Source organism: Labedella gwakjiensis, assembly GCF_003014675.1.
GTDB classification, from domain to species: domain Bacteria; phylum Actinomycetota; class Actinomycetes; order Actinomycetales; family Microbacteriaceae; genus Labedella; species Labedella gwakjiensis.
This window is the reverse complement of record NZ_PYAU01000001.1, coordinates 2,143,452-2,164,993: the sequence shown is the minus strand read 5'-3', so window position 1 is coordinate 2,164,993 and position 21,542 is coordinate 2,143,452. Positions and strand designations below refer to the sequence as shown.

Genomic DNA, 21,542 nt, shown 5'->3' with positions numbered 1-21,542 from the left:
CGTGCTCCCCTCGTCCGGACTCGGCGTCCCCCGCCGCTCGCTCAGGATAACCAGGCGTTCCGAGCAGGGTGTCAGGACGAGCGCGACGTGGACACCGTCACGGTGAACTTCGCGTTGCGCGCCACCTGTCGCGTCGGGCCGACGTGACGCTCGAGCGCCGCGCGGTAGCCGAGCGGTGAGTTCCAGACCGTCCAGAGCTCGCCGCCGGGCGCGAGGACGCGGCCCGCTGCGGCAAAGAGCTTCTCGGCGATCCCCGCGTGCACGGTGTTGCCGATGTGGAACGGCGGATTGAGGACGACGAGATCGACGCTCGCGTCCGGCACTCCGGACGCGGCATCGTCGCGGGCGACGTGTACGCGGTCCGCTACCCCGTTCGCCTCAGCCGTCGCCCGGGCTGACGCGACGGCGGCCGCCGATTGGTCGCTCGCGAGCACCGTGAGATCCGGACGACGCCGCGCGAGCTGGGAGGCGATGACGCCGGTACCGCAGCCCAGGTCGAGGGCGGAGTGCGCGTTCGGCCGCATCGCGTCGACGTGTTCGAGCAGGAAGCGCGTGCCCACGTCCACGCGGGCACCGGCGAACGCGGCGCCGTGGGCGAGCACGTCGATGTCGAGCGCCGCGTCGTGGCGACGACGCGGCCAGGGCGCCTGCTCCTCGCCCACTCGCGGCGACCGAGCCACCAGGACGCGCGACTTCTGCCGGGCGAGCGTCGCCGTGACGTCGTCGAAATGACGGGAGAGCACCTCGTTCATGGCGAGGGTCATGTGCTTGATCCGACCGCCGGCGAGGACCACGACGGCCGGGTCCGCGTGGAGCGACACGATTCCGGCCATCTCGTCGAGCGCGTCGAGCGACCGCGGCAGCTGCAGGAGGACGACACGCGCTCCCGCGACGAGCGACGCGTCCAGTCCGCACACGACGACCTCGTCGTCGAGCCCGGCCCGCTCCGCATTGGCGCGCAGGGCGAGCTCGCCCGAGAGGGCGTCCTGGTGCACGCGGACGCGGCGAGCGCCGTGGAGGCTGATCGAACCGAGGGTCAGCGCACCGTAGTGATCGTCGATGACGACGACCTCACCGGGTGCGACATCAGCGAGGAGCGGCGCGGCCTCGTCGAGGAGGAGACGATCCGTCGCATCGAACGCGTGGAGGTTCGGCGCCTCGACGTCGGGGAAGCGCCGCAGGGCGGCGAAATCGAAGGCCATGTCGTAAGCGTACGGGCGTCACGCTCCCCCGAAGATGCGCGGCGGCTCCTCATCGAGGGAGGCTGCGAATCCCCGGGAGCTCGTCAGCAGCCGCTCGAGGTAGCCCGTCACGGCGCGGACGTCGTGCTCCGTCCAGTCGGCAAGCAGTTCGTCCATCATGTCGTCGCCGGCGTCGAACAGATCCTTCGCGACCCCCTCCCCCGTCTCGGTGAGGATCAGGTCGTGCGCACGTCCGTCGCCGTCGTCCTTCCGTCGCGTCAGCCATCGGCGGCCTTCGAGCTTCGCGACGGCCTTGCTCACGGTGGGCGCACCGGTGCCCAGGAGCTCCGCGAGGGTCGACCCGCGGAGCGGACCGCGCGCGCCGAGCGTCCAGAGCACGCGGACCTCCATCGACGAGAGGTCGTGCTCGCGCACGCCGGGGAGTCGTCGCCCGAAGGCGGGGTCCGACCAGATCCCCTGGAGGTCGGTGAGAAGGCCGACGAGTTCCGAGCGGTAGTGCATCTCCCCGGATCCGGCCATGGTCACCACGGTACTCGGTGGATATGCTTTCCAATGGAAACTATCCGCACGTCACCGACGACGAGCGGACCACCCCGATGTTCGAAGGAGAACACCATGCCCCGCACCCATGTCGTCACCGGAGCCGCATCCGGAATCGGTCGCGCCACCCGCGAACTCCTCGTCTCGCGGGGCGACACCGTCATCGGGGTCGACCTCCGGGACTCGGACGTCAATGTCGACCTCACGACGGACGAGGGACGCGCGACCCTCGTCACCGAGGTGGAGCGGCTGAGCACCGGCCGGATCGACGGGATCCTCGCTATCGCCGGCCTGTCCGCCCCCATCCCCGCGACGGTGGGCGTGAACTACTTCGGCATGGTCGCGACCCTCGAGGGCCTTCGCCCCCTCCTCGCAGGATCGGACGCGCCGCGCGCGGTCGGCGTGGCCTCGATGGCGAGCCTGCATCCAGCCGACGCCGAGCTCGTCGACCTCCTCCTCGCCGGCGACGAGCCGCGAGCGCTCGAACGGTGTTCCGTCCTGGCGGCCGATCCGGCGACCGGTCACCAAATCTACTCCTCGAGCAAGCAGGCGTTCGCGCGGTGGATCCGGCGGACAGCACCGACGGCCGACTGGGCCGGGGCGAACATCCCCCTCAACGCGATCGCACCGGGCGTCATCGTCACGCCCATGACGGAACCTCTTCTCGCGACGGAGGAGGGGCGGGAGCAGATCAGACAGAGTGTCCCCATGCCGCTCGGCGGCTTCGCCGACGCCAACGTGCCGGCCCGACTCCTCGCGTGGCTCGTGAGCGAGGAGAATTCGCACCTGTGCGGGCAGGTGGTCTTCGTCGACGGCGGCAGCGACGTCGTCATCCGCGGCGACTCGACCTGGTGATCGTCGCGACGCGACAGGACGATGGCCCCTCCCACCGGAGGGGCCATCGTCCTGTACGGGACCACACCGTCAGCTGCGCCGCTTCCTGCGCGACAGGGCGAAGGCGGCTGCTCCGGCTGCGAGGAGGGCGAGGGCGAGAGCAGCGATCCCGGCCGCCTCGGTCCCCGTGATCGCGAGCGGATCGTCGCCGCCGTCGGCGACGCCATCCCCTGCGGATCCGTTCCCGGGAGTCCCGTCGCCGGGTGACGGGGACGCGCCGTCGTCACCACCGCCGGGCTGGGATGGCCCGGGGCTGGGCTCCGGCTCCTCGGCATCGGCCGGAACGATCGGGAAGTACCAGGCGTTCACGCCGTCACCCTCGGCCGTGCCGGCGGCGAGCGCTGTGGGCCCGTCGCTCCCGGCCTCCGCGAAGGACAGCATCAGGGCGCTGTCCTCGGAGAGACGGGCGAACGCCTCGTCGGTCAGCTCGACGCTCACGGTCGCCGCGCCGACGCCGACCGGGACGCTCGCCGATCCGAGGAGTCGCCCGCCGAGGCTCTCTCCCCACGGCGGAGCGGCTCCGTCGCTCTCGGAACACGCGTCGAATCCGTACTCGTCATCGGCGCAGCTCGACGTCCAGACCGGTGTGTACCGGGCGTCGCCGTTCCACAGGAACGCCGACACCGACCCGGCCTCGGTCGACTCGACGTCGATCGTGACGGTGCCGTCCGCGATCGACACCTCGCCCACCGTGAGCGCCTCGCTCGGCTGCACCCCCGAGATGGTCCCACCCCTCACCGCCGACTGGTAGATCGTCTGCGGTGACTCGACCCCGCGGAGGGCGGTGTCCGGGATGATCGCGTCGGGAGCCTCCGTCGCCCGATCGGCCGGGGGCACGTAGTCCTCGAGGTAGGCGTGACCCCACCGCGACGGTTCGGACTGCTGCGACCCGAAGGCCGACCAGGCGGTGCGTGTCTGACCGATGAAGTCCTGCGTGTCCGAGTCGTACGGCGTGAGGTTGAGACCCAGGTACTCCGGGTCGACGTCGTTCGCCTCGGCCGAGCCGGTCGGGGCCACGCTCGTGGGTCCGACGGCGGACGGCAGGTCCCCTAGCGGGATCTCGATCTCGACCGCGTACCCGCCATCGACGTACGCCCCGGAGGAGTCACGCTCGACCGACACGGCCACCTGCACGCCGGGTGCGTTCGGCGCTCCCTCGATCGTGTCGGCGAGAGGCCCGGTCGCGAAACCCTGGTGGTTGTCGGCGTCCCGCGACCAGCACGGACCGTCCGCACCGTTGCCGTTCGCCCCGGTCGGGTCGTCCGTGAAGGGGAAGACGCCGAGCTTGAAGGTGGGCGACGTGTCGATGGAGTCGCCGCGCGGATCGATCAGCAGCTCGACGGAGTCGGTGAGCCAGTGCCCGAAGCAGCGCTCGGGAGTCGCGGCGGCTCCTGCGACGTCGTCGGACACACGGAGGAAGGCGAAGAGGGAGTCCCCCGACCAGCCGACCTTCGCGTAGCTCCCCTCGCCGCAGTCCACACCGGCCGGCTCGCACGCCGCGCCCTCCCACACAGCGGACAGGTCCAGCTGCGCGTCGCCGTAGCCGGTGTCGACGCCGTCGACCTCAGGGGAGTCTGCGAGCTCCGGGATCGACACAGTCGGCACGAGGTAGAGGTCCATCGATTCGCTCGACTCCCCGGCGGAGGATTCGGTCACCGCGGTGATCTTCTCGATGGAGCCTCCCGCCGCCGTGGGGTCCTCATGCGTGAGGACGAAGTCGACCCGAGCCGTCTCGCCGGCGGGAAGGTCGACGAATGGCTTCGAGGCCGCGTCGACGGCGAAGCCCGCCGGGACCGAGAGGTCGACGGTGCCCGAGGCGGTACCGCTCGAGCGGTTCGTCACGTCGACCGACGTGGTCATCGACTCCCCCGCACCGATCTCCCCGGTGGGCACGGACAGTCCCGCGACGTATGCACCGGTCTCGTCGGTCCACGCGTCGTACTCGGCGGCCGTGCCCGTGCGGACGAATCGACCGTCGATGGGCGACACGAGCTGGACGCGTGTGTCGTTGTACGCGGTGACGTCGCCGCCCGCGAACCGGGCGGCGATCTTGTACCGCGCCGCCTGCGCGTCAGCCGATGGCGTCACGGTGAAGTCGACGCTCGTCCCGACGGTGTCGATACCTCCGACCTCGATCGGGCCGGACACCTGCCACCCCTCGGGCACGTCGAGGGACAGCTGTCCCCCCGGCAGGGTGCCGGAACCCGATCGGCTCGTGACGGTCACCGTGAAGGGCTCGCCGGCCGCACCGAAGTAGTCCTCGGCCTCGAGATAGAACAGCGATCCGAGCGGCATGCCCCCGGGATCCGCGATCGTGGCACCGTAGAAGACCGCCTCGTCATCCGCGGCATCCGGAGATCCGTTCGGCTGCATGGGTACGAGCGATTCGGAGACCCCGTACCGCTGGCAGGTCGGATCCCATGGCGTCTTCTGCATGACGCGCGCCTGAGTGGGGTGAGCCCGGCCGCCCTCGCGACCGACCTGCGCCCACGTCTTGGACGCGCCCGCCGGTTGGCCGGCGGTGTTGCCCGCCGCCCAGGTGTACGGCGATTCGAACCCGGTCCAGGTGCCGACGACCGTGAAGGGATTATCGGCCGCCGGGACGAACCCGTCCATGCACCGAGGTGCGGTGAGGCCGCCCGAGCCGGTCGTCAGCCCTCCCGCGAGGATCTTCTTGACCTGCCAGGGTTCCACGGCGCCGACCCCCGAGAGCTGCTCGGGGAAACGCGTGGGGTCGGCCGCAGCGGCGGCGGCCTCCCACACCATGCGCCCCTGCGCGTACTGGTGGTTGCCGTGCCCGGCAGCGAGCGACGGCGTTCCACCGACGAGGATCTCGGGCTGGGTCTCACGGAGGATGCGGACGGTGCGTCGAAGGGTCTCCTCGGCGTCCCATACCTGGGCCGTGAGCGGGGCGGAGGTGTTGTAGTAGAAGTCGACCCTGTCGAGGTTGAAGATGTCGACGGTGCCCGAACGGATGTGGGAGGTGCGGTCCTCGTTCTCGCGGCGCAGGCCCAGGTCGGGCCCGGACTCGGGTCCGACGGAGTTCGAACCGCCCTCGCCCCGTGTGGCCATGATGATGCCGCACCGGATGCCGTAGAGGTCGTTCCACACACCGCACGGCGTCGTGAACCCGGCGTCGTCGTCGGGGTGCGCCCAGATGCCCATGACGTCGATCTTCTGTCGATCCGTCTCGGTGGCCACCGATGCGTCGCCCACGGTGAGAGCGGGCTCGGGGGCGGCGAGCGCTGCCTGAGGGGCGAGGAGTCCCGCCATGACGATGAGCGATGCCAGCAGTCCGGCGTTCGTGCGTTTCATTGCGCCTCCGAGGGAAGTCGAAGCCGTCCGTCGCGACACTGCGGCGGGGCCGTGGCGCCAGGTTACCCAGCATCCCGTGCAGGGACAAGCATTAATGCGCTTTTTTAATCATGTGTGCGCATGATCGCGCACTGAGCTCAGCTCGCCGGCGGCCGCGTGGTCGAGGACGAGCGCCACGTCGGCATGCCGGTGGAGCACGGACGCCGGCAGGTCCTCCGTCGGCTCGGAGGCGAGCAGACGGGCCACGATCGACGCCTTCGCCTCGCCCGTCGCCACCACCACGATCGAGCGGGCTCGGAGGATCGTCGCGATGCCCTGCGACACCGCCGACTCGGGCACGCGATCCGGGTCGCCGCCGAAGAAGCGCGCGTTGTCGCGACGGGTCGAACCGGAGAGTCGCGCGAGGTGGGTCCCCTCGTCGAACGGCGTTCCCGGCGCGTTGAACGCGATGTGTCCGTCGGTCCCGATGCCGAGGATCTGGATGCCGACCCCTCCGGCGGCGGCGATCGCCCGGTCGTAGTCCCGGCAGGCCGCCTCCAGGTCGGCCGCATCCGGGTCGGGGGAATGCACCCGCCCGGGGTCGATGCCCATCGCGTCCGTGAACTCGCGTCGGATCACCCGCGCGTACCGTTCGGGGTGGTCGGCCGCCAGCCCCACGTACTCATCGAGCAGGAACGCGCGCGCCGAACGGTATGGACTGGACGGGTTCCCCCCGTGGCGGCGGATGAGCTCGACGTAGGTCGGCCCGGGCGACGACCCCGTCGCGAGGCCGAGCACCCGCTCGCCGCGCCCGAGGACGGCCGCGTCCAGGAGGTCGGCGGCCTCGACACCGGCGGCCTCCGCGTCCGGCCGCACGCGCACGTCGATCATTCGCGGACGGCGCCCTCGATCACGCCCGAGATGAAGTGCCGCTGCAGGAAGATGTACACGACCACCACGGGCAGTGCGACGAGGACCGCTCCGGCGGCGAGGAGCGCTGTGCCCTGCGTGTACTGGCCTTGGAAGAACGCGAGACCGAGGGGGGCCGTCCGCACCGCACCGCTCGGCGACATCACGAGCGGGATGAGGAACTCGTTCCACGTCCACATGAAGGTCAGCAGGACGAGCGTCAGGATGGCGGGGCGCCCCATGGGCACGAGTATCTGGCAGAGGATGCGGAAGCTCCCGGCCCCGTCGAGGCGCGCGGCCTCGATGATCGCGAGGCTCGACGACCGGAAGTAGGCGCGCATCCAGTAGGTGCCGAACGCGATCGACATCGCGGCCTGCGGGAGCGCCACACCCCAGACGGTGTTCGTCAGTCCGACCGATCGCATGTCGAAGTAGAGCGGGACGATGAAGGCCTCGGTGGGCACCATGATCCCCAGGAGGAAGAGCGCGAAAAGGATCCCCGAGCCGCGGAACCTCATGACGCCGAAGGCGTAACCGGCCAGGACGGAACAGGTGACGGCGATGACGACGACGATCACCGCGACGATGACAGACGAGGCCATGTACTCGGAGAACCGTCCGATCACCCAGGCGTCGGCGAAGTTCTCCCAGTGGATGCCACCGCCCTCACGGGCGACGGACGCGCTCTGCGGCCCGAAGGCGAGCGACACGATGACCCCGATGGGCCCGAGGACCACGAGGGCGAAGAAGATGAGCACGACGTAGTTCGTGGCGCGCTCGAGCGCGGACACCTTCACGATCGGTCTCCGATGCGGTTGATGACGGTCGTGATGAGGAGCACCACGATGGTGAGCACGATGCCGACGGCCGCGGCCAGGCCGACGTCGCCGATCTCGAACGCGCGGCGGTAGATCTCGTAGCTCGGCACCGTCGTCGACGTCCCGGGGCCCCCGCGCGTCGTCACGTAGACGAGGTCGAAGGTCTTGAGGGCGGCGATGATCGTGAGCGTGAGCGCCACCGTGATCTCGCCGCGGACGGCGGGGAGCGTGACCGCGAAGAACTCGCGTACGGCGTTCGCACCGTCGAGCCGGGCGGCCTCGTACTGCTCGCGGGGGATCCGTCCCATCCCCGCGAGCATAAGGACGATGACGAGACCGGTGGCGACCCACGTGCCGACGAAGCCGACCGCCGGGAGGGTGAAGGTGTAGTCGCCGAGCCATGGCCGGGTGAGGTTGCCGAGACCGAACGCGCGCAGCGTCCCGTTGAGCACGCCGTCCGGCGCGTAGATCTGCCTCCAGGCCACGGCGACGACGACCATCGCGATCACCTGCGGCAGGAACAGGACCGTCCGGAAGAAGCCGAGCCCCTTCACGGTGGACCTGTTGAGCACAGCTGCCACCAGCAGGCCGATCGCGAGCGGGAGGATCGAGAAGAAGAAGATGAGGACGAAGGCGTGGCCGAACGCCTCGAGGAGCTGCCCGTCCTGGAACACCGTGACGTAGTTGTCGAGGCCGACGAACGTCGACTCGCCGAGCCCGTCCCAGTCGAAGAGCGAGAACTGTGCGGCCCGGACGATCGGGAACAGCAGGAACACGCCGTACACGAGGAGCGCCGGCGCGAGGTACGCGTACGGCACCCACGCCCGGCCGGAGAGCCGAGTGGCCCTCCGGCCGGACGCGATGCCGCTACTCATCGCCGGAGGTGAATCCCGCGTAGTCCGCTTCGAGCTGCTCGGTGAACGCCTCGGCATCGACGCGACCGTCGATGAGGTCCTGCAGGCTCTGGCCGAGCGTGTCGCCGAACGTGGGCGTCGCGTAGTCGAGGTACGGGAGCAGGTCGCCCGACTCCGTCACCTCGCCGAAGACCGTGTAGATGTCGGCGAGCACGCCGCTGTCCGGTGCGAGCTCCGCCGTGCGGTTGACGGGGAGGTTGCCCGTCTCGGCGAGGACGTCCATCGCCTCGTCGCTCGTGATGAAGTCGATGTACGCCGCCGCGACGTCATTGTTCTCGGCAGCGGACGTGATCGTGAAGGGCAGACCGGTACCGCCGGTCGTCGCGATCGAGCCGTCGTCACGGGTGGGGGCGAAGAAGCCGACGTCGTCGCCCATGGCGTCCTCGATGTCCGGGGCGAGCCAGGACCCCGCCATCAGGAAGGTCCCCTCCCCCGCACCGAACGCCTGCCAGGCCGCGTCGTAGTCGGTTCCGTTGATGCCGTCGTTGAAGTACCCGGCGTCGACCCACTCCTGCAGCTCGTTCGCCGCATCGACGTTCTCCGCCGTGGTCCAGCTGGCGCCGGCGTTGCCGAGCCCGAGGGCCGTGATGTCCGCCGCGACGACGAACTGGCCCTGGATCGGGCCGAAGACGTGCCCGGCCGGCCACTGGTCGATGTTGCCGAGCTGGAGCGCCGGGCCGTCGGCCGAGGCCGCGTCGACGGCGTCCGTGAAGTCCGACCAGGTCTCCGGCACGTCGAGGCCGAGGGCCTCGAGCTTGCTCTTCGAGTAGTAGACGCCCACGACCTCTCCGACCTGGGGGAGCCCGTAGAGATCGCCCTCACCGAACGTGGTCGCGTCGTCGCTGTAGGTCGAGTACTGGAGGACGTTCTCGGAGAACCGGTCGGACCAGCCGTACGCGTCGGCGTACGCGTCCAGCGGGATGAGCTGACCGGCCTCGACGAACGCGCCCATCGAGTTGCGACCGTTGTTCGCCTGGACGACGTCGGGAGCGTCCGTGTCCGTGAGGGCGAGGCGGAGGGTCGTACCGAGGTCCTCGAAGGACTGCGAGTTCCGTTCGATGGTGATGTTCGGGTACTTCTCCTCGAACGCGGCGTTGAGCTGCTCCATCTGCTCGTTCTGGCCGCCCCTGACCTCCTGGTCCCACACCGTGAGCGTCATGTCCTCGACGTCGCTGATGTCGGTCGAGACGTCACCGGTGTCCTCATCGTTCGATGACGAGCCGCCGGCACCCGGGGCGCATGCGGCCAGGGAGAGCACGAGCAGGCCGGCGCCCGCTCCCGACAACAGGGTCCGAGATCGTTTATTCATGGCTGTGGTTCCCTTCCAAGCGGGTCGGTGATGCAGCAGGGGTCGGTGCGGAGAAGCCGGTGGGCTCGACGACGACGTCGTCTGGCCAACGGAACGTCGCGTCGGCGCGGCGCACGACGGCGGCGGGATCCGAGGGGAGGACGTCGTCGAGGAAACGGTACCGGGACACGAGGTCCCGATCTCCGGCGCCACGGGTTCGCGACCACCAGTCGGCGATGTCGCCCCACCCGGGGGACGCGAGGGAGCCGCCGAACTGCTGCACGGCGAGCGCCGAACAGAGCGCGGAGAACGACAGCCGCTGGGCGAGCGGCCACTCGCGGAGCGTGCCGAGGACGAACGAGGCGGCGAAGACGTCGCCGGCGCCGGTCGCGTCGAGGAGGGTGACGGGGACGCGAGGCACGCTCGCCTCCTCGCCCGAGGCCGAGTCGATCGCGATGGCACCGTCCTCCCCGCACGTGACGACAACGAGGGGCACGCGCGCGGAGAGCGATCGGGCGGCGGCCAGCGGGGAGTCGGTGCGGGTGTACGCCATCGCCTCGACCATGTTGGGGGTGAAGGCGTAGCACGCGCTCAAGGGATCGAGGGTCGCGGTGTCCCACACGCCCGTCGCGTCCCACCCGACGTCGGCGAACACCCGCGTGCCGGACGCTGCGGCGACTCGCCACCACTCCTCCCGCGGCCCGTCGGATGACATGCCGCTGAGCTCGGCGAAAGCGGCCCCGGCGGGAAGGGGCTCGGCGAGCAGCTCGTCGGCCGACACGGGACTGTCGTGGCCGTGGGTGATCATGCTGCGGTCGCCGTGTTCCGCGATCGACACGGTGACGGCCGTGTGCCGGTCCCGCAGCGAGCGCGAGCGTCGGAGGTCGATCCCCTCGTTCTCCTCCAGGACCTTCCAGCACCAGCGTCCGTAGGCGTCGTCGCCGAAGGTGGAGGCGAGGGCGGTGCGGAGACCGAGACGGCTCGCGGCCACCGCGAGGTTCGCGATCCCGCCGGGGCTCGAACCCATCCCGTCCGCGTAGACCTCGGTGCCGGGCGACGGCGGTGAGCTGAGGCCGGTCAGGACCATGTCGAAGAAGAGCGAGCCCGCGAGCACGACGTCGACCTCGGGGCCAGCGGTGCTCGCATTCATGGGAGATCCTTCGACATCGAGTGGAACCGTATGAGTGATCATCATGGTTAATGATCGGAGTTGCGTCAAATCATGCGCGAAAGTGACTGATATGCTCGGCGCCATGCTCACAGCGACGCGCCAGGCCAAGATCCTGGATTCCCTGCGGACCGACGGGGAGGTCTCGGTCGAACTGCTCGCCGGCCGGTTCGGCGTCTCGGCGTCGACGATCCGCCGCGATCTGAACGCCCTGAGCTCCGACGGGCTCCTGCGTCGTGTCCGCGGCGGCGGAAGCGTCGAACAGGACCGGGTCCCGTTCAGCGAGATCCAGCGTGTGCGCAGTGCGGAGAAGGAGAGTGTCGCCCTTCGCGGTGCCGACCTCGTCTCCGACGGCGACGTCGTCCTCATCGACATCGGAACCACGACGGCTCTCCTCGCGCGCCATCTACGCGGCCGCCACATCACTGTGGCCACGTCGAGCCTCGCGGTCATCGACCAGCTACGGGACGACGACGACGTCGAGCTCATCGTGCTCGGCGGAGCCGTGCGCAAGAACTACAACTCGATGGTCGGTGTGCTCACCGAGCAGGCCCTCGCGCAGATCCGCGCGTCGATCTGCTTCCTCGGAACGAGCGGGGTCCGCCCCGACGGGACGATCCTCGACACGACCGGCATGGAGGTGCCCGTGAAGAAGGCCATGATCGAATCGTCGAACCGCACGATCGTGCTCGCCGACTCCTCGAAGTTCCCGGGCGTCGGGCTCCTCAACGTCTGCGGGCCAGACCGCCTGTCCGGCGTCGTCACGAACGCCGACGCTGACGCCGACACGCTCGACGTGCTGCGCGGTGCCGGCGTGGAGGTGCTCGTCGCATGAAGCTCACCATCATCGGGGGCGGTGGATTCCGCGTCCCCCAGGTGTTCGAAGCCGTCGCCGCCGCCGGCGCACCCGTCGAGATCGACGAGCTGTGCCTCTACGACACGTCCACGTCACGGCTCACCACGATCGGGTCCGTGATCGACCGGCTCGCCGAGGACTCGGCGCGACACCCGCGCATCACGACGACCGACGACCTCGACGAGGCGCTCACGGGCGCGGACTTCGTGTTCAGCGCCGTGCGCATCGGTGGCACCGAGGGGCGGATCATCGACGAGCGGACCGCGCTCGAGCTCGGGGTCCTCGGGCAGGAGACGGTCGGACCGGGTGGTCTCGCCTACGCCCTCCGGACGGTGCCGTTCATGACGCGGCTCGCCGAGCGCATCAAGGCCGTCGCTCCGGACGCGTGGGTCATCAACTTCACCAACCCGGCCGGCATCGTCACCGAGGCGATGCGGGCGGTCCTCGGCGAGCGGGTCGTAGGGATCTGCGACACCCCGATCGGGCTCATGCGGCGCGCAGCCGCCGCAGCGGCCCCGCTCGCGGCGCCCGGGGCCGGCGATGTCACGTTCGACTACGTGGGGCTCAACCACCTCGGCTGGCTGCGGTCGCTCGCGATCGACGGCGTCGATGTGCTCCCCCGACTCCTGGCCTCCGACGACGCTCTCGCCGACATCGAGGAGGCCCGGCTCATGGGCTTCGACTGGGTGCGCGCGATCGGAGCGCTCCCCAACGAATACCTGTACTACTACTCCTTCACGCGCGAGGCCGTCGGCCGCATCTCGGCATCGGACGAGACGCGCGGGGAGTTCCTCGACGCCCAGCAGCGACGCTTCTTCGACTCCCCCGGCGCCGACCCGCTGGAAGGGTGGCTGCGCACGCGCCACGAACGCGAGTCGAGTTACATGGCCGAGAGCCGCCCGGAAGGCGAGGAGGGCGAGCGCCACGCGTCCGACGTGGACGGAGGCGGATACCAGCAGGTGGCCCTCGACCTCATGGCCGCGCTCGCGACGGGCCGGCGCTCGACGATGATCCTCAACGTCGCCAACGCGGGGCTCGTGCCCGTGCTCCCCGACGACGCGGTCGTCGAGGTCGGCTGCACGGTCGACGCCGACGGGGTCCACCCCTGGCCGATCGCCCCGGTGACTGGCGAGATGCTCGGCCTCATGACGCAGGTGAAGTCGTCGGAGCGGCTCGTGATCGAGGCCACCCGCAGCGGATCGCGTGACCTCGCGTGGCGCGCCTTCGCGGCTCATCCTCTCGTGGACTCGGTCTCCGTCGCGAAGACCCTCGTCCAGCACTACGGGGAGCGCTTCGACTCCATCGGTCGGTTGCTCGACGGGCGCTGACCCGTCAGCAGTCGGCGGCCGAGTTGACGAACATCGGCGCGCCGATCACCGAGACGATCGACCCGTCGGCGACCGCCGCGAGGCCCCACACGCCCCCCGACGGGTCCTCGATGCGGTCATCGCGCTCGAGGATGATCGTGTTCGTCGCGACTCCGTCCACCTCGAAGCCCTCCTTGTCCGAGGGCGGCGTGTCCTCGATGAGCGTCGCGATGTCGTCGCCGACGGCGTTGCCGCCGACGCCCTCGAGGCGCACGGCGGCGCCGGAAGCCGACGGCACGGTGGCCGCGAGGAGGCGGATCGTCGCGGTGTCGAAGTCGGGGTCGGCGGCCGTGTAATCGACGATCCGGAGCGCCTCCCCCCACGAGTAGGTGATGTTCGCCTGCGCGCACTGCGCCGGGTCGTCCTCCGCGAGCGTCTCCGTCTCCGGGGCGCCGAGCGCCTCGGTGAGGGCATCGATCGTCGTGTCGATCGTGGCGTCGTCGGTCGAGAGCGCCGCGACCTGGGTCTCGCCGGCGTAGAGCGTGAAGGCGGACACGCTCAATGAGATGCGGTCGACGTCCGCGAGCGACGGTTCGGCGGAGGATGCGCTCGGCGTCGGGGACGCGGCCTCCGGCGGGGCTGCGGCGGACGACGACGGAGTCGGCTCGGGCGCGCAGCCGGCGAGGACGAGTGCAGCGACGGCGAGCGCCGAGGCGACGACGACGACGCGGGTGGATCGGATGCTCATAGGCGAATGCTAGAGCCGAGTCGCGGTGGCGCGGCAGTCCCCCGTCCGGAGCGGGTGGCGTGCGACGGGTCCGGGCCGAAGCGACCTCGGGATCGGCACGCTTCCGAAGCGTCAGTCCTCGTCGTCGTCCGGGCGCTGCGAGAGGGGGCGCCAGACGACGACCTCGGTGCGGCGCTGCGCGCGGGCGCCGTGGCGCAGCGGCACGACGTCGCCCTGGGCCCCCGCAGCGAAGACGAGACGGCCGGAGGCGCGCAGCATCTGATCGGCGAGCGCGTGCTCGAGGTCGCGGACGCGCTTCGACAGCGTCGTCACCTGATTCTCGAGCGCGAGGATGCGCGAGATTCCCTCGAGGCTCACACCCTCGGAGCTCAGCCGCGCGACCTCCCGGAGCTGCACGACGTCGCGCATCGAGTACCTGCGCGACTTCCCGGCCGTGCGGGTGGGGCTCACGAGCCCGATGCGGTCGTACTGCCGGAGCGTCTGCGGGTGCATGCCTGCGAGCTCGGCCGCGACGGCGATCGCGAAGACCGGGGTCTCCTCATCCATCGAAGCCACCGTCCTTTCGCGGCCGCCGCGGCCGTCTCGATCGTTGAAAGCGGGTCAGCCCCTGGCGCGGGCGATGAGGTCCACGCGCGGGTTCTCCTGCGGACCCACCTCGGCGAACCGCTTGAGGGCCTCGAGGGCCTCCGGGCTGAGGTGGGACGGTACGGCCACCTGGACGACCGCGAGGAGATCACCCGTGCCCTTGGGCGTCGACACGCCCTTGCCCTTCACCCGCAGGACGCGTCCGGACGGCGTGCCCGGGGCGACCCGCAGCTTGACGGGGTCGCCACCGAGCGTCGGCACCTCGATCGTGGCGCCGAGGGTGGCCTCCACGAAGGTGACGGGGACGGACACGCGGAGGTTGAGCCCGTCGCGCTCGAACACGGGGTGCTTGCGCACCGTGACCGTGAGCACGATGTCTCCGGCCTCGCCGCCGTCCGGGGACGGCTGGCCCTTCCCGCGCAGGCGGATCTTCTGGCCGTCCGACACCCCGGCGGGGATCTTCACCTTGATGGTGCGACCCTCCGACGTCTGAAGACTCACCGTGTCGCCTTGCGTCGCGGTGATGAAGTCGACGGTCGTCGTCGCCGTGACGTCGCGGCCCTTGGTCGGACCGCCGAAGCCGCGGAAGCCGCCGCTCGGCGTGCCGAAGCCCGCCGAACGACCGCCGGCGCCGCCACCGAACATGCCGCCGAAGATGTCCTCGAAGCCGGACTGCTGGTAGCTCGTCTGCTGGCCGCGAGCACCGCCGCCGAACATCCCTCCGAAGACGTCCTCGAAACCGCCGTTGCCGCCGCCGCTCCCCGGAGCCGTGAAGCGCGCGCCGGAGCCCATCGCCCTGACGGCGTCGTACTCCTTGCGCTGCTCGGCGTCGTTCAACACCGTGTACGCCTCGCTGATCTCTTTGAAGCGGGCCTCGGCGGCCGCGTCATCCGGGTTCGAATCCGGGTGGTACTTCCGCGCCAGCTTGCGGTACGTCTTCTTGAGGTCGGCAGCCGAGACGTCCTTCGACACTCCCAGGACCTTGTAGAAGTCCTTGTCGAACCAATCCTGACTCGCCATGTGTTCGTCCTCGTTCAGTTAGCGGGCACCTGCACGACGACTTTCGCCGCTCGCAGCAGAGTGCCTCCCACGAAGTATCCCGTCTCCACCACGTCGAGGATCGTCTCCGACGTCGCGTCGGGGCTCGGCTGCTGGAAGATCGCCTCGTGGATGTTCGGGTCGAACGCCTCGCCCTTCGCCGCGAACGGACGGAGCCCGAGCCGCTCCACCGACGAGCGGAGCTTCGTGGCGATCTGCGCGAACGGTGCGTCGCCCTGCAGGTCGCCGTGCTTCTCGGCGCGGTCGAGATCGTCGAGCACCGGGAGCAGGAGCTTCACGACGTCGCCCGTCGTGCGCTCTCGCTCCACCTCGCGGTTGGCCTCCGTGCGCTTGCGGTAGTTCGCGTACTCCGCCGTCACACGCTTGAGGTCGACGAGATGCTCGGACTCGGGCTCCGCGTCGAGGCCGGTCGGCGCCTCCGCGCCCTCCGCCTCGGCGGCATCCAGGATGTCCTGGACCGTGAGCTCCTCGTCCTGTGTCGTCGCGCCGGTCTCGTCCGCGTGCGGCTCGGGGCCGGAGGCGTCTGCCTCCGGCCCCTCGCCGGCGGAGAGACCGTCGCCCTGGTCCTCCGGACGGATGTCCTCGGGCTCCTCGGGGTTCCGGTTCTCAGTCATTACTTCTTGGCGTCCTTGTCGTCTTCGTCATCCACTACTTCGGCGTCCACGACGTCCTCGTCGTTCGACGAGTCCGCGGGCTGCTCAGCACCCTCGGCGGGAGCGGCCTGCTCCTGCTGAGCCTGCGCGTAGATGGCCTCGCCGAGCTTCGTCTGGCTCGCGGCGAGCTTGTCGAAGGCCGTCTTCACGGCATCCTCGTCCTCGCCCGCGAGGGCCGACTTGAGCGCGTCGACGTCACCCTGGACCTCGGACTTGACGTCCTCGGGGAGCTTGTCCTCGTTGTCCTTGATGAGCTTGTCGGTGCTGTACGCGAGCTGCTCGGCGTTGTTGCGCACCTCGGCCTGCTCTCGGCGCTTCTTGTCCTCTGCGGCGTGCTCCTCGCCCTCACGGACCATGCGCTCGATGTCCTCCTTGGAGAGGGCCGAGCCGCCCGTGATCGTCATCGACTGCTCCTTGCCGGTGCCCTTGTCCTTCGCGGACACGTGCACGATGCCGTTGGCGTCGATGTCGAACGTGACCTCGACCTGCGGGATACCGCGCGGCGCCGGCGCGATGCCGGTGAGCTCGAACGTTCCGAGGTTCTTGTTGTCACGCGTGAACTCGCGCTCGCCCTGGAAGACCTGGATCGCGACGGACGGCTGGTTGTCGTCCGCCGTGGTGAAGGTCTCGGAGCGCTTCGTGGGGATGGCGGTGTTACGCTCGATGAGCTTCGTCATGATGCCGCCCTTGGTCTCGATGCCGAGAGCCAGCGGGGTGACGTCGATGAGGAGGACGTCCTTGCGCTCGCCCTTGAGGACACCGGCCTGGAGGGCTGCGCCCACGGCGACGACCTCGTCGGGGTTCACGCTCTTGTTGGGCTCCTGCCCACCGGTCTCCTGCTTCACGAGCTCAGAGACGGCCGGCATACGCGTGGAACCACCGACGAGCACGACGTGGGCGATGTCGCCCACCTTGATGCCCGCCTCGCGGATGACGTCCTGGAACGGCTTCTTGGTGCGCTCGAGCAGGTCCTTCGTGAGGTCCTCGAACTTGGCGCGGCTGAGCGTCTCGTCGAGGTTCGCCGGGCCGGACTCGGTGAGGGAGAGGTACGGCAGCGTGATGTTGGTCGACGTCTGCGAGCTCAGCTCCTTCTTCGCCTGCTCGGCGGCCTCCTTGAGGCGCTGCTTCGCGATCTTGTCGTTCGAGACGTCGACACCGGTCGACTCCTTGAAGCGCGTGGCGAGCCAGTCGACGATCCGCTGGTCCCAGTCGTCTCCACCGAGGCGGTTGTCACCGGCGGTGGAGCGGACCTGGATCGTGGAGAAGTCGTCATCCTTGCCCACCTCGAGGAGGGAGACGTCGAAGGTTCCACCACCGAGGTCGAAGACGAGGATGAGCTCGTCCTCCTTGCCCTTGTCGAGGCCGTACGCGAGGGCCGCGGCGGTGGGCTCGTTGATGATGCGGAGCACGTTGAGGCCCGCGATCTCGCCGGCCTCCTTCGTGGCCTGACGCTCGGCGTCGTTGAAGTAGGCCGGGACCGTGATGACGGCGTCGGTGACCGTGTCGCCGAGGTACTGCTCGGCGTCGCGCTTGAGCTTCGCGAGGATGCGGGCGGACACCTCCTGCGGCGTGTACTTCTTGCCGTCGACGTCGAACGTCCAGTCGGTGCCCATGTGGCGCTTGACGGACGCGATCGTGCGGTCGACGTTCGTGACGGCCTGGCGCTTCGCGGTCTCACCGACGAGCACCTCCCCGTCCTTCGTGAACGCGACGACCGACGGGGTGGTGCGCAGACCCTCGGCGTTCGCGATGACGGTGGGCTCGCCACCCTCGAGGACGCTGACCACCGAGTTGGTGGTTCCGAGGTCGATACCTACTGCTCGTGCCATGGTGTGTTTCTCCTTCTCAGGGCTCGTCGCCCGTACCGGGTGCCGCCCCTGGAGGAGCGGTCCGAAGTTCGTTGCGGCGCCCGCACTTGACCGTGTGTCGAGACTTGAGCGCCGATGGCTCAAGTTTATCGGAGAGTGACACGACGTCAAGTCGTGAGGCTGAAAGTTGAGTGGGAGTGACTCAAGTCCAGAGAAGCACTGCCCTGTGCGGCGGACGGCGCCCTGGGTAGGATGTGGGCCATGTCCGACAACAATCAGCCGCCCCTCCCGCCGCAAGGACCACCCGTGCCTCCGCCGCACGACGACGCCGCGGCACAGCCGCAGCAGCAGGACACCGGGGCCCCCGCCTCGCCTCCCGCCTACGACCCCAACGGATACCAGCAGCAGGCACCGCAGCCGCCGTACGGCCAGCAGCCCGCTCCGCAGCCGTCGTACGAGCAGGCTCCGCCGCAGCCGTCGTACGAGCAGGCTCCGCCGCAGGCCGCCTTCGACCCGAACGCGTACCAGCAGGCTCCTCCGCCGGCACCGCACGGACAGGGCGCATACCAGCAGGCGCCCCCGTTCGACCCCAACGCGCAGTACGACCCCAACGCGTACGCGCAGCAGCAGCCCGGCTACGCAGCCGGACCCGGCTACGCAGGCGGACCCGGCTACGCCCCCGGCGGGTACAACCCGAACTACGACCCGCAGGCGAAGAGCCGCGTCGTCGCCGGTATCCTCGGGATCCTCCTCGGAGGCTTCGGCGTGCACCGGTTCTACCTCGGTTACACGGGCATGGGCATCCTCATGCTGGGTCTCTACCTCCTCGGCCTCCTCACGTCGTGGCTCGGAGTCGGGCTGCTCCTCATGGCCGGTGTGGGCATCTGGGCGCTCGTCGAGGGCATCCTCATCCTCACGAAGTCGCCGAGCTTCCAGAACGACGCGACAGGTCGACCCCTGCGCGACGGCTGACGCACGACCGGACCTCATCGAGAGCGCGGCATCCCCACCCGGGATGTCGCGCTCTTCGTCCGCTCGGACACCAGCGCCGTCGCCGTCGCCAGGGGTCCACCGACGAGACACCCCGGCGGGCTACGCTGAGCGCATGAGCGGCAGCCCCCAGCCCCAGACCCCGGCGACGCCGCTGGTGGAGTCCCCCGAACGAACCAACACCCGCCGCGTGATCGCGTGGGGGCTGTGGGACTGGGGTTCCGCCTCCTTCAACGCCGTCGTCACGACATTCGTCTTCACGGTCTACCTGACGACGGCCGACGGTTTCGGCGGCGAGACGTTCGTCTCGCAGTGGCTCGCCTGGACGTTGAGCGCCGCCGGTCTCGTGATCGCAGTGCTCGCTCCGGTGACGGGGCAGCGGTCCGACACCTCCGGCCGCCGCAAGTTCTGGCTCGGCGTCAACACGGCGCTCGTCGTGCTCGCGACGGCTCTCCTCTTCTTCGTCGCGCCGGAAGCGAGCCTCCTGCCGCTCGGACTCCTGCTCCTCGGCGCCGGGAACATCTTCTTCGAGTTCGCTGGTGTGAACTACAACGCGATGCTCTCCCAGGTGGCGACGCCCCGGACGATCGGTCGGGTCTCGGGCTTCGGGTGGGGAATGGGATACCTCGGCGGCATCGTGCTGCTCCTCGTCGTCTACTTCGGCTTCATCTCGCCCGACGTGGGCCTCTTCGGCGTGACGGGCGACGAGGGCATGGACGTGCGCGTCTCGATGCTCGTGTCGGCGGTGTGGTTCGGGCTCTTCGCCCTCCCGGTCTTCTTCGCCGTGCCGGAGTACTCCGGTCGGGGTGCGCGACGTCCTCGCGTCGGCATCGTCGCGTCGTACCGTCGACTCGGCGCGAGCATCGCACGCCTCTGGCGCACCGACCGACCGCTGCTCGGCTTCCTCGCGGCGAGCGCCGTGTTCCGCGACGGACTCGCCGGCGTGTTCACGTTCGGCGGCGTCCTCGCGGCCGGGTCGTTCGGATTCTCACCCGGCGAGGTCATCATCTTCGCGATCGTCGCGAACGTCGTCGCGGGGATCTCGACGATCACCGTCGGCCTGCTCGACGACCGGCTCGGCGCCCGCCCCGTGATCATCACGGCGCTCATCGGCCTCGTCGTCGCCGGGGTCGCGATCTTCGTCTTCCACGACGGCGGCCAGGGCGTCTTCTGGCTCTTCGGGCTCATCCTGTGCCTCTTCGTGGGACCGGCCCAGTCGGCCTCGCGCAGCTATCTCGCGCGCATCATCCCCGCCGGCGAGGAGGGCGAGATCTTCGGGCTCTACGCCACGACGGGACGAGCGGTCTCGTTCCTCGCCCCGCTCGCCTTCGGCATCTTCATCACGATCGGCGGAGCGCAGTACTGGGGAATCCTCGGGATCGTCTCGGTCCTCGCGATCGGCCTCGTCCTGCTCCTCCTCGTCCGGCCGGCCCGCACGCCTGCCGACGGGGCGACGGCACCCCGCCGATGACGACCGATACGATCTCACCCCCGACCGACCGATCGGGGGTGATCGTGGTCGGGAGCGCGACGGTGGACCTGACGACCTTCTCCCAGCGCCTCCCCGCCCGCGGCGAGACGGTGCTCGGGGACGACTTCTCGCTCGTGCTCGGCGGGAAGGGCGCGAATCAGGCGGTCGCAGCCGGACGAGCCGGCGCCCGCGCCTCGATGGTCGCGTGCATCGGGTCGGACCTCTTCCGAGACCTCGTGCTCGACGCCCTCCGCGATGCCGGCGTCGACACGACGTTCGTCCGCTCGGTGGACGGACCGACCGGCGTCGCCCACATCCGCGTCGACGCGAGCGGCGAGAACGACATCGTGATGGTGCCGCTCGCCAACTCGTCGCTCGACGAGGCGCACATCGACGAGGCCGTCGCGGATCGGGCCGCGACGAGCTCCGTGCTGCTGACCCAGCTCGAGACGCCCATCCACCTCGTGCGACACACGATGGCGACGGCACGGGCGGCGGGTCTCACGACCATCCTCGATCCCGCGCCGGCGCAGCCTCTCGACGACGACATCTGGAGTCTCGTCGACGTCGTGACGCCGAACGAGACGGAGGCCGCGATCCTCACGGGCGCCACGGTGTCGGACGATGCCAGCGCCGAGGCCGCCGGCCGGTGGTTCGTCGACAGGGGTGTCCGCTGCGCGATCGTCACGCGGGCGGCCGACGGGGCCACGCTCGTCTCGGCCGACGCCGTGACGCACCTGCCCGCCATCGCGGTCACGGCCGTCGACACGACGGCGGCAGGGGACGCGTTCGCCGGCTACCTCGGCGCGGCTCTCGCCTCCGGGGCCTCGATGGACGAGGCCGCGCGGGTCGCCTCGGCCGCTGGCGCCCTCGCGGTGACGCGGCGCGGCGCCTCGCCGAGCATCCCGCGCCGTTCCGAGGTGGACGAGAGACGGCGGCACGCAGCGGGCTGACGTCCCGCCACGACTCGACCCGAAACGGATCCTCCACACCGAGGACGGATCCACCACACGGAGGATGTGGGATGTCGGAGGTCGG

19 protein-coding genes are annotated in these 21,542 nt (G+C 70.0%); 6 read left to right on the top strand and 13 right to left on the bottom strand.

The window, feature by feature from the left end; translation table 11 throughout:
* Nucleotides 1–71 precede the first annotated feature (71 nt).
* Nucleotides 72–1,202 carry a class I SAM-dependent methyltransferase gene (locus tag CLV49_RS10265; protein WP_106563463.1) on the bottom strand — a complete coding sequence of 377 codons (1,131 nt, stop codon included), beginning with the start codon at nucleotides 1,200–1,202 and terminating at the stop codon, nucleotides 72–74.
* Nucleotides 1,203–1,220: 18 nt separating this feature from the next.
* Nucleotides 1,221–1,721 (bottom strand): MarR family winged helix-turn-helix transcriptional regulator, encoded by a 501-nt coding sequence (locus tag CLV49_RS10260; protein ID WP_106563462.1) that lies wholly within the window; start codon nucleotides 1,719–1,721, stop codon nucleotides 1,221–1,223.
* Nucleotides 1,722–1,817: 96 nt separating this feature from the next.
* Here CLV49_RS10260 and CLV49_RS10255 point away from each other — a divergent pair, with 96 nt between their 5' ends.
* On the top strand, nucleotides 1,818–2,597 hold the full coding sequence (locus CLV49_RS10255; protein WP_106563461.1) for an SDR family oxidoreductase: 780 nt from the start codon (nucleotides 1,818–1,820) through the stop codon (nucleotides 2,595–2,597).
* A gap of 69 nt (nucleotides 2,598–2,666) precedes the next feature.
* Here CLV49_RS10255 and CLV49_RS10250 read toward each other — a convergent pair whose 3' ends face one another.
* The 6 genes from CLV49_RS10250 to CLV49_RS10225 form a co-directional block, all read right to left on the bottom strand.
* Nucleotides 2,667–5,951, bottom strand: coding sequence for a PIG-L family deacetylase (locus CLV49_RS10250; RefSeq protein WP_106563460.1), 3,285 nt, complete (start codon nucleotides 5,949–5,951; stop codon nucleotides 2,667–2,669).
* Between the two features lie 108 nt (nucleotides 5,952–6,059).
* A complete protein-coding gene (locus tag CLV49_RS10245; protein ID WP_106563459.1) occupies nucleotides 6,060–6,821 on the bottom strand; it encodes a glucosamine-6-phosphate deaminase in 762 nt (253 codons plus the stop codon).
* On the bottom strand, nucleotides 6,818–7,636 hold the full coding sequence (locus tag CLV49_RS10240) for a carbohydrate ABC transporter permease (protein ID WP_106563458.1): 819 nt from the start codon (nucleotides 7,634–7,636) through the stop codon (nucleotides 6,818–6,820). The genes CLV49_RS10245 and CLV49_RS10240 overlap by 4 nt, the downstream gene beginning before the upstream one ends.
* On the bottom strand, nucleotides 7,633–8,532 hold the full coding sequence (locus CLV49_RS10235; protein WP_243696618.1) for a carbohydrate ABC transporter permease: 900 nt from the start codon (nucleotides 8,530–8,532) through the stop codon (nucleotides 7,633–7,635). Before CLV49_RS10235 ends, CLV49_RS10240 begins: the two co-directional genes overlap by 4 nt.
* Nucleotides 8,525–9,880, bottom strand: coding sequence for an ABC transporter substrate-binding protein (locus CLV49_RS10230; RefSeq protein ID WP_106563456.1), 1,356 nt, complete (start codon nucleotides 9,878–9,880; stop codon nucleotides 8,525–8,527). The genes CLV49_RS10235 and CLV49_RS10230 overlap by 8 nt, the downstream gene beginning before the upstream one ends.
* Nucleotides 9,873–11,009 (bottom strand): carbohydrate kinase family protein, encoded by a 1,137-nt coding sequence (locus tag CLV49_RS10225; RefSeq protein ID WP_243696619.1) that lies wholly within the window; start codon nucleotides 11,007–11,009, stop codon nucleotides 9,873–9,875. Before CLV49_RS10225 ends, CLV49_RS10230 begins: the two co-directional genes overlap by 8 nt.
* A gap of 103 nt (nucleotides 11,010–11,112) precedes the next feature.
* On the opposite strand from CLV49_RS10225, the gene CLV49_RS10220 reads away from it, so the two are divergent.
* Nucleotides 11,113–11,862 carry a DeoR/GlpR family DNA-binding transcription regulator gene (locus CLV49_RS10220; RefSeq protein WP_106565012.1) on the top strand — a complete coding sequence of 250 codons (750 nt, stop codon included), beginning with the start codon at nucleotides 11,113–11,115 and terminating at the stop codon, nucleotides 11,860–11,862.
* Nucleotides 11,859–13,211, top strand: a complete 1,353-nt coding sequence (locus tag CLV49_RS10215; protein ID WP_106563454.1) for a 6-phospho-beta-glucosidase — start codon at nucleotides 11,859–11,861, stop codon at nucleotides 13,209–13,211. The genes CLV49_RS10220 and CLV49_RS10215 overlap by 4 nt, the downstream gene beginning before the upstream one ends.
* 4 nt (nucleotides 13,212–13,215) lie before the next feature.
* On the opposite strand, the gene CLV49_RS10210 is transcribed toward CLV49_RS10215, so the two are convergent.
* From CLV49_RS10210 to dnaK, 5 genes are all read right to left on the bottom strand, one after another.
* On the bottom strand, nucleotides 13,216–13,938 hold the full coding sequence (locus CLV49_RS10210; protein WP_106563453.1) for a hypothetical protein: 723 nt from the start codon (nucleotides 13,936–13,938) through the stop codon (nucleotides 13,216–13,218).
* Between the two features lie 111 nt (nucleotides 13,939–14,049).
* Entirely contained in the window at nucleotides 14,050–14,484 is a 435-nt protein-coding gene (locus CLV49_RS10205; RefSeq protein WP_106563452.1) for a heat shock protein transcriptional repressor HspR, read from the bottom strand.
* A 54-nt stretch (nucleotides 14,485–14,538) separates the two neighbouring features.
* The gene (locus tag CLV49_RS10200; protein WP_106563451.1) at nucleotides 14,539–15,543 is read right to left on the bottom strand and encodes a DnaJ C-terminal domain-containing protein; all 1,005 of its coding nucleotides are present in this window, start codon (nucleotides 15,541–15,543) and stop codon (nucleotides 14,539–14,541) included.
* Nucleotides 15,544–15,557: 14 nt separating this feature from the next.
* A complete protein-coding gene (locus CLV49_RS10195) occupies nucleotides 15,558–16,196 on the bottom strand; it encodes a nucleotide exchange factor GrpE (RefSeq protein ID WP_106563450.1) in 639 nt (212 codons plus the stop codon).
* Complete coding sequence (dnaK, locus tag CLV49_RS10190; RefSeq protein ID WP_106563449.1) at nucleotides 16,196–18,064, bottom strand: molecular chaperone DnaK; 1,869 nt, start codon at nucleotides 18,062–18,064, stop codon at nucleotides 16,196–16,198. Before dnaK ends, CLV49_RS10195 begins: the two co-directional genes overlap by 1 nt.
* A 240-nt stretch (nucleotides 18,065–18,304) precedes the next feature.
* Here dnaK and CLV49_RS10185 point away from each other — a divergent pair, with 240 nt between their 5' ends.
* The 3 genes from CLV49_RS10185 (at nucleotide 18,305) to rbsK (ending at nucleotide 21,457) form a co-directional block, all read left to right on the top strand.
* On the top strand, nucleotides 18,305–19,015 hold the full coding sequence (locus CLV49_RS10185; protein WP_127054341.1) for a TM2 domain-containing protein: 711 nt from the start codon (nucleotides 18,305–18,307) through the stop codon (nucleotides 19,013–19,015).
* Between the two features lie 133 nt (nucleotides 19,016–19,148).
* Complete coding sequence (locus CLV49_RS10180) at nucleotides 19,149–20,504, top strand: MFS transporter (RefSeq protein ID WP_106563447.1); 1,356 nt, start codon at nucleotides 19,149–19,151, stop codon at nucleotides 20,502–20,504.
* A complete protein-coding gene (rbsK, locus tag CLV49_RS10175; RefSeq protein ID WP_106563446.1) occupies nucleotides 20,501–21,457 on the top strand; it encodes a ribokinase in 957 nt (318 codons plus the stop codon). The genes CLV49_RS10180 and rbsK overlap by 4 nt, the downstream gene beginning before the upstream one ends.
* Nucleotides 21,458–21,542 lie beyond the last annotated feature (85 nt).

Bases quoted from the DNA above. Each gene is read 5' to 3' on its own strand.
- CLV49_RS10265 (WP_106563463.1), bottom strand. From the start codon at position 1,202: ATGGCCTTCGATTTCGCCGCCCTGCGGCGCTTCCCCGACGTCGAGGCG.
- CLV49_RS10260 (WP_106563462.1), bottom strand. From the start codon at position 1,721: ATGGCCGGATCCGGGGAGATGCACTACCGCTCGGAACTCGTCGGCCTT.
- CLV49_RS10255 (WP_106563461.1), top strand. From the start codon at position 1,818: ATGCCCCGCACCCATGTCGTCACCGGAGCCGCATCCGGAATCGGTCGC.
- CLV49_RS10250 (WP_106563460.1), bottom strand. From the start codon at position 5,951: ATGAAACGCACGAACGCCGGACTGCTGGCATCGCTCATCGTCATGGCG.
- CLV49_RS10245 (WP_106563459.1), bottom strand. From the start codon at position 6,821: ATGATCGACGTGCGCGTGCGGCCGGACGCGGAGGCCGCCGGTGTCGAG.
- CLV49_RS10235 (WP_243696618.1), bottom strand. From the start codon at position 8,532: ATGAGTAGCGGCATCGCGTCCGGCCGGAGGGCCACTCGGCTCTCCGGC.
- CLV49_RS10230 (WP_106563456.1), bottom strand. From the start codon at position 9,880: ATGAATAAACGATCTCGGACCCTGTTGTCGGGAGCGGGCGCCGGCCTG.
- CLV49_RS10225 (WP_243696619.1), bottom strand. From the start codon at position 11,009: ATGAATGCGAGCACCGCTGGCCCCGAGGTCGACGTCGTGCTCGCGGGC.
- CLV49_RS10220 (WP_106565012.1), top strand. From the start codon at position 11,113: ATGCTCACAGCGACGCGCCAGGCCAAGATCCTGGATTCCCTGCGGACC.
- CLV49_RS10215 (WP_106563454.1), top strand. From the start codon at position 11,859: ATGAAGCTCACCATCATCGGGGGCGGTGGATTCCGCGTCCCCCAGGTG.
- CLV49_RS10210 (WP_106563453.1), bottom strand. From the start codon at position 13,938: ATGAGCATCCGATCCACCCGCGTCGTCGTCGTCGCCTCGGCGCTCGCC.
- CLV49_RS10205 (WP_106563452.1), bottom strand. From the start codon at position 14,484: ATGGATGAGGAGACCCCGGTCTTCGCGATCGCCGTCGCGGCCGAGCTC.
- CLV49_RS10200 (WP_106563451.1), bottom strand. From the start codon at position 15,543: ATGGCGAGTCAGGATTGGTTCGACAAGGACTTCTACAAGGTCCTGGGA.
- CLV49_RS10195 (WP_106563450.1), bottom strand. From the start codon at position 16,196: ATGACTGAGAACCGGAACCCCGAGGAGCCCGAGGACATCCGTCCGGAG.
- dnaK (WP_106563449.1), bottom strand. From the start codon at position 18,064: ATGGCACGAGCAGTAGGTATCGACCTCGGAACCACCAACTCGGTGGTC.
- CLV49_RS10185 (WP_127054341.1), top strand. From the start codon at position 18,305: ATGTCCGACAACAATCAGCCGCCCCTCCCGCCGCAAGGACCACCCGTG.
- CLV49_RS10180 (WP_106563447.1), top strand. From the start codon at position 19,149: ATGAGCGGCAGCCCCCAGCCCCAGACCCCGGCGACGCCGCTGGTGGAG.
- rbsK (WP_106563446.1), top strand. From the start codon at position 20,501: ATGACGACCGATACGATCTCACCCCCGACCGACCGATCGGGGGTGATC.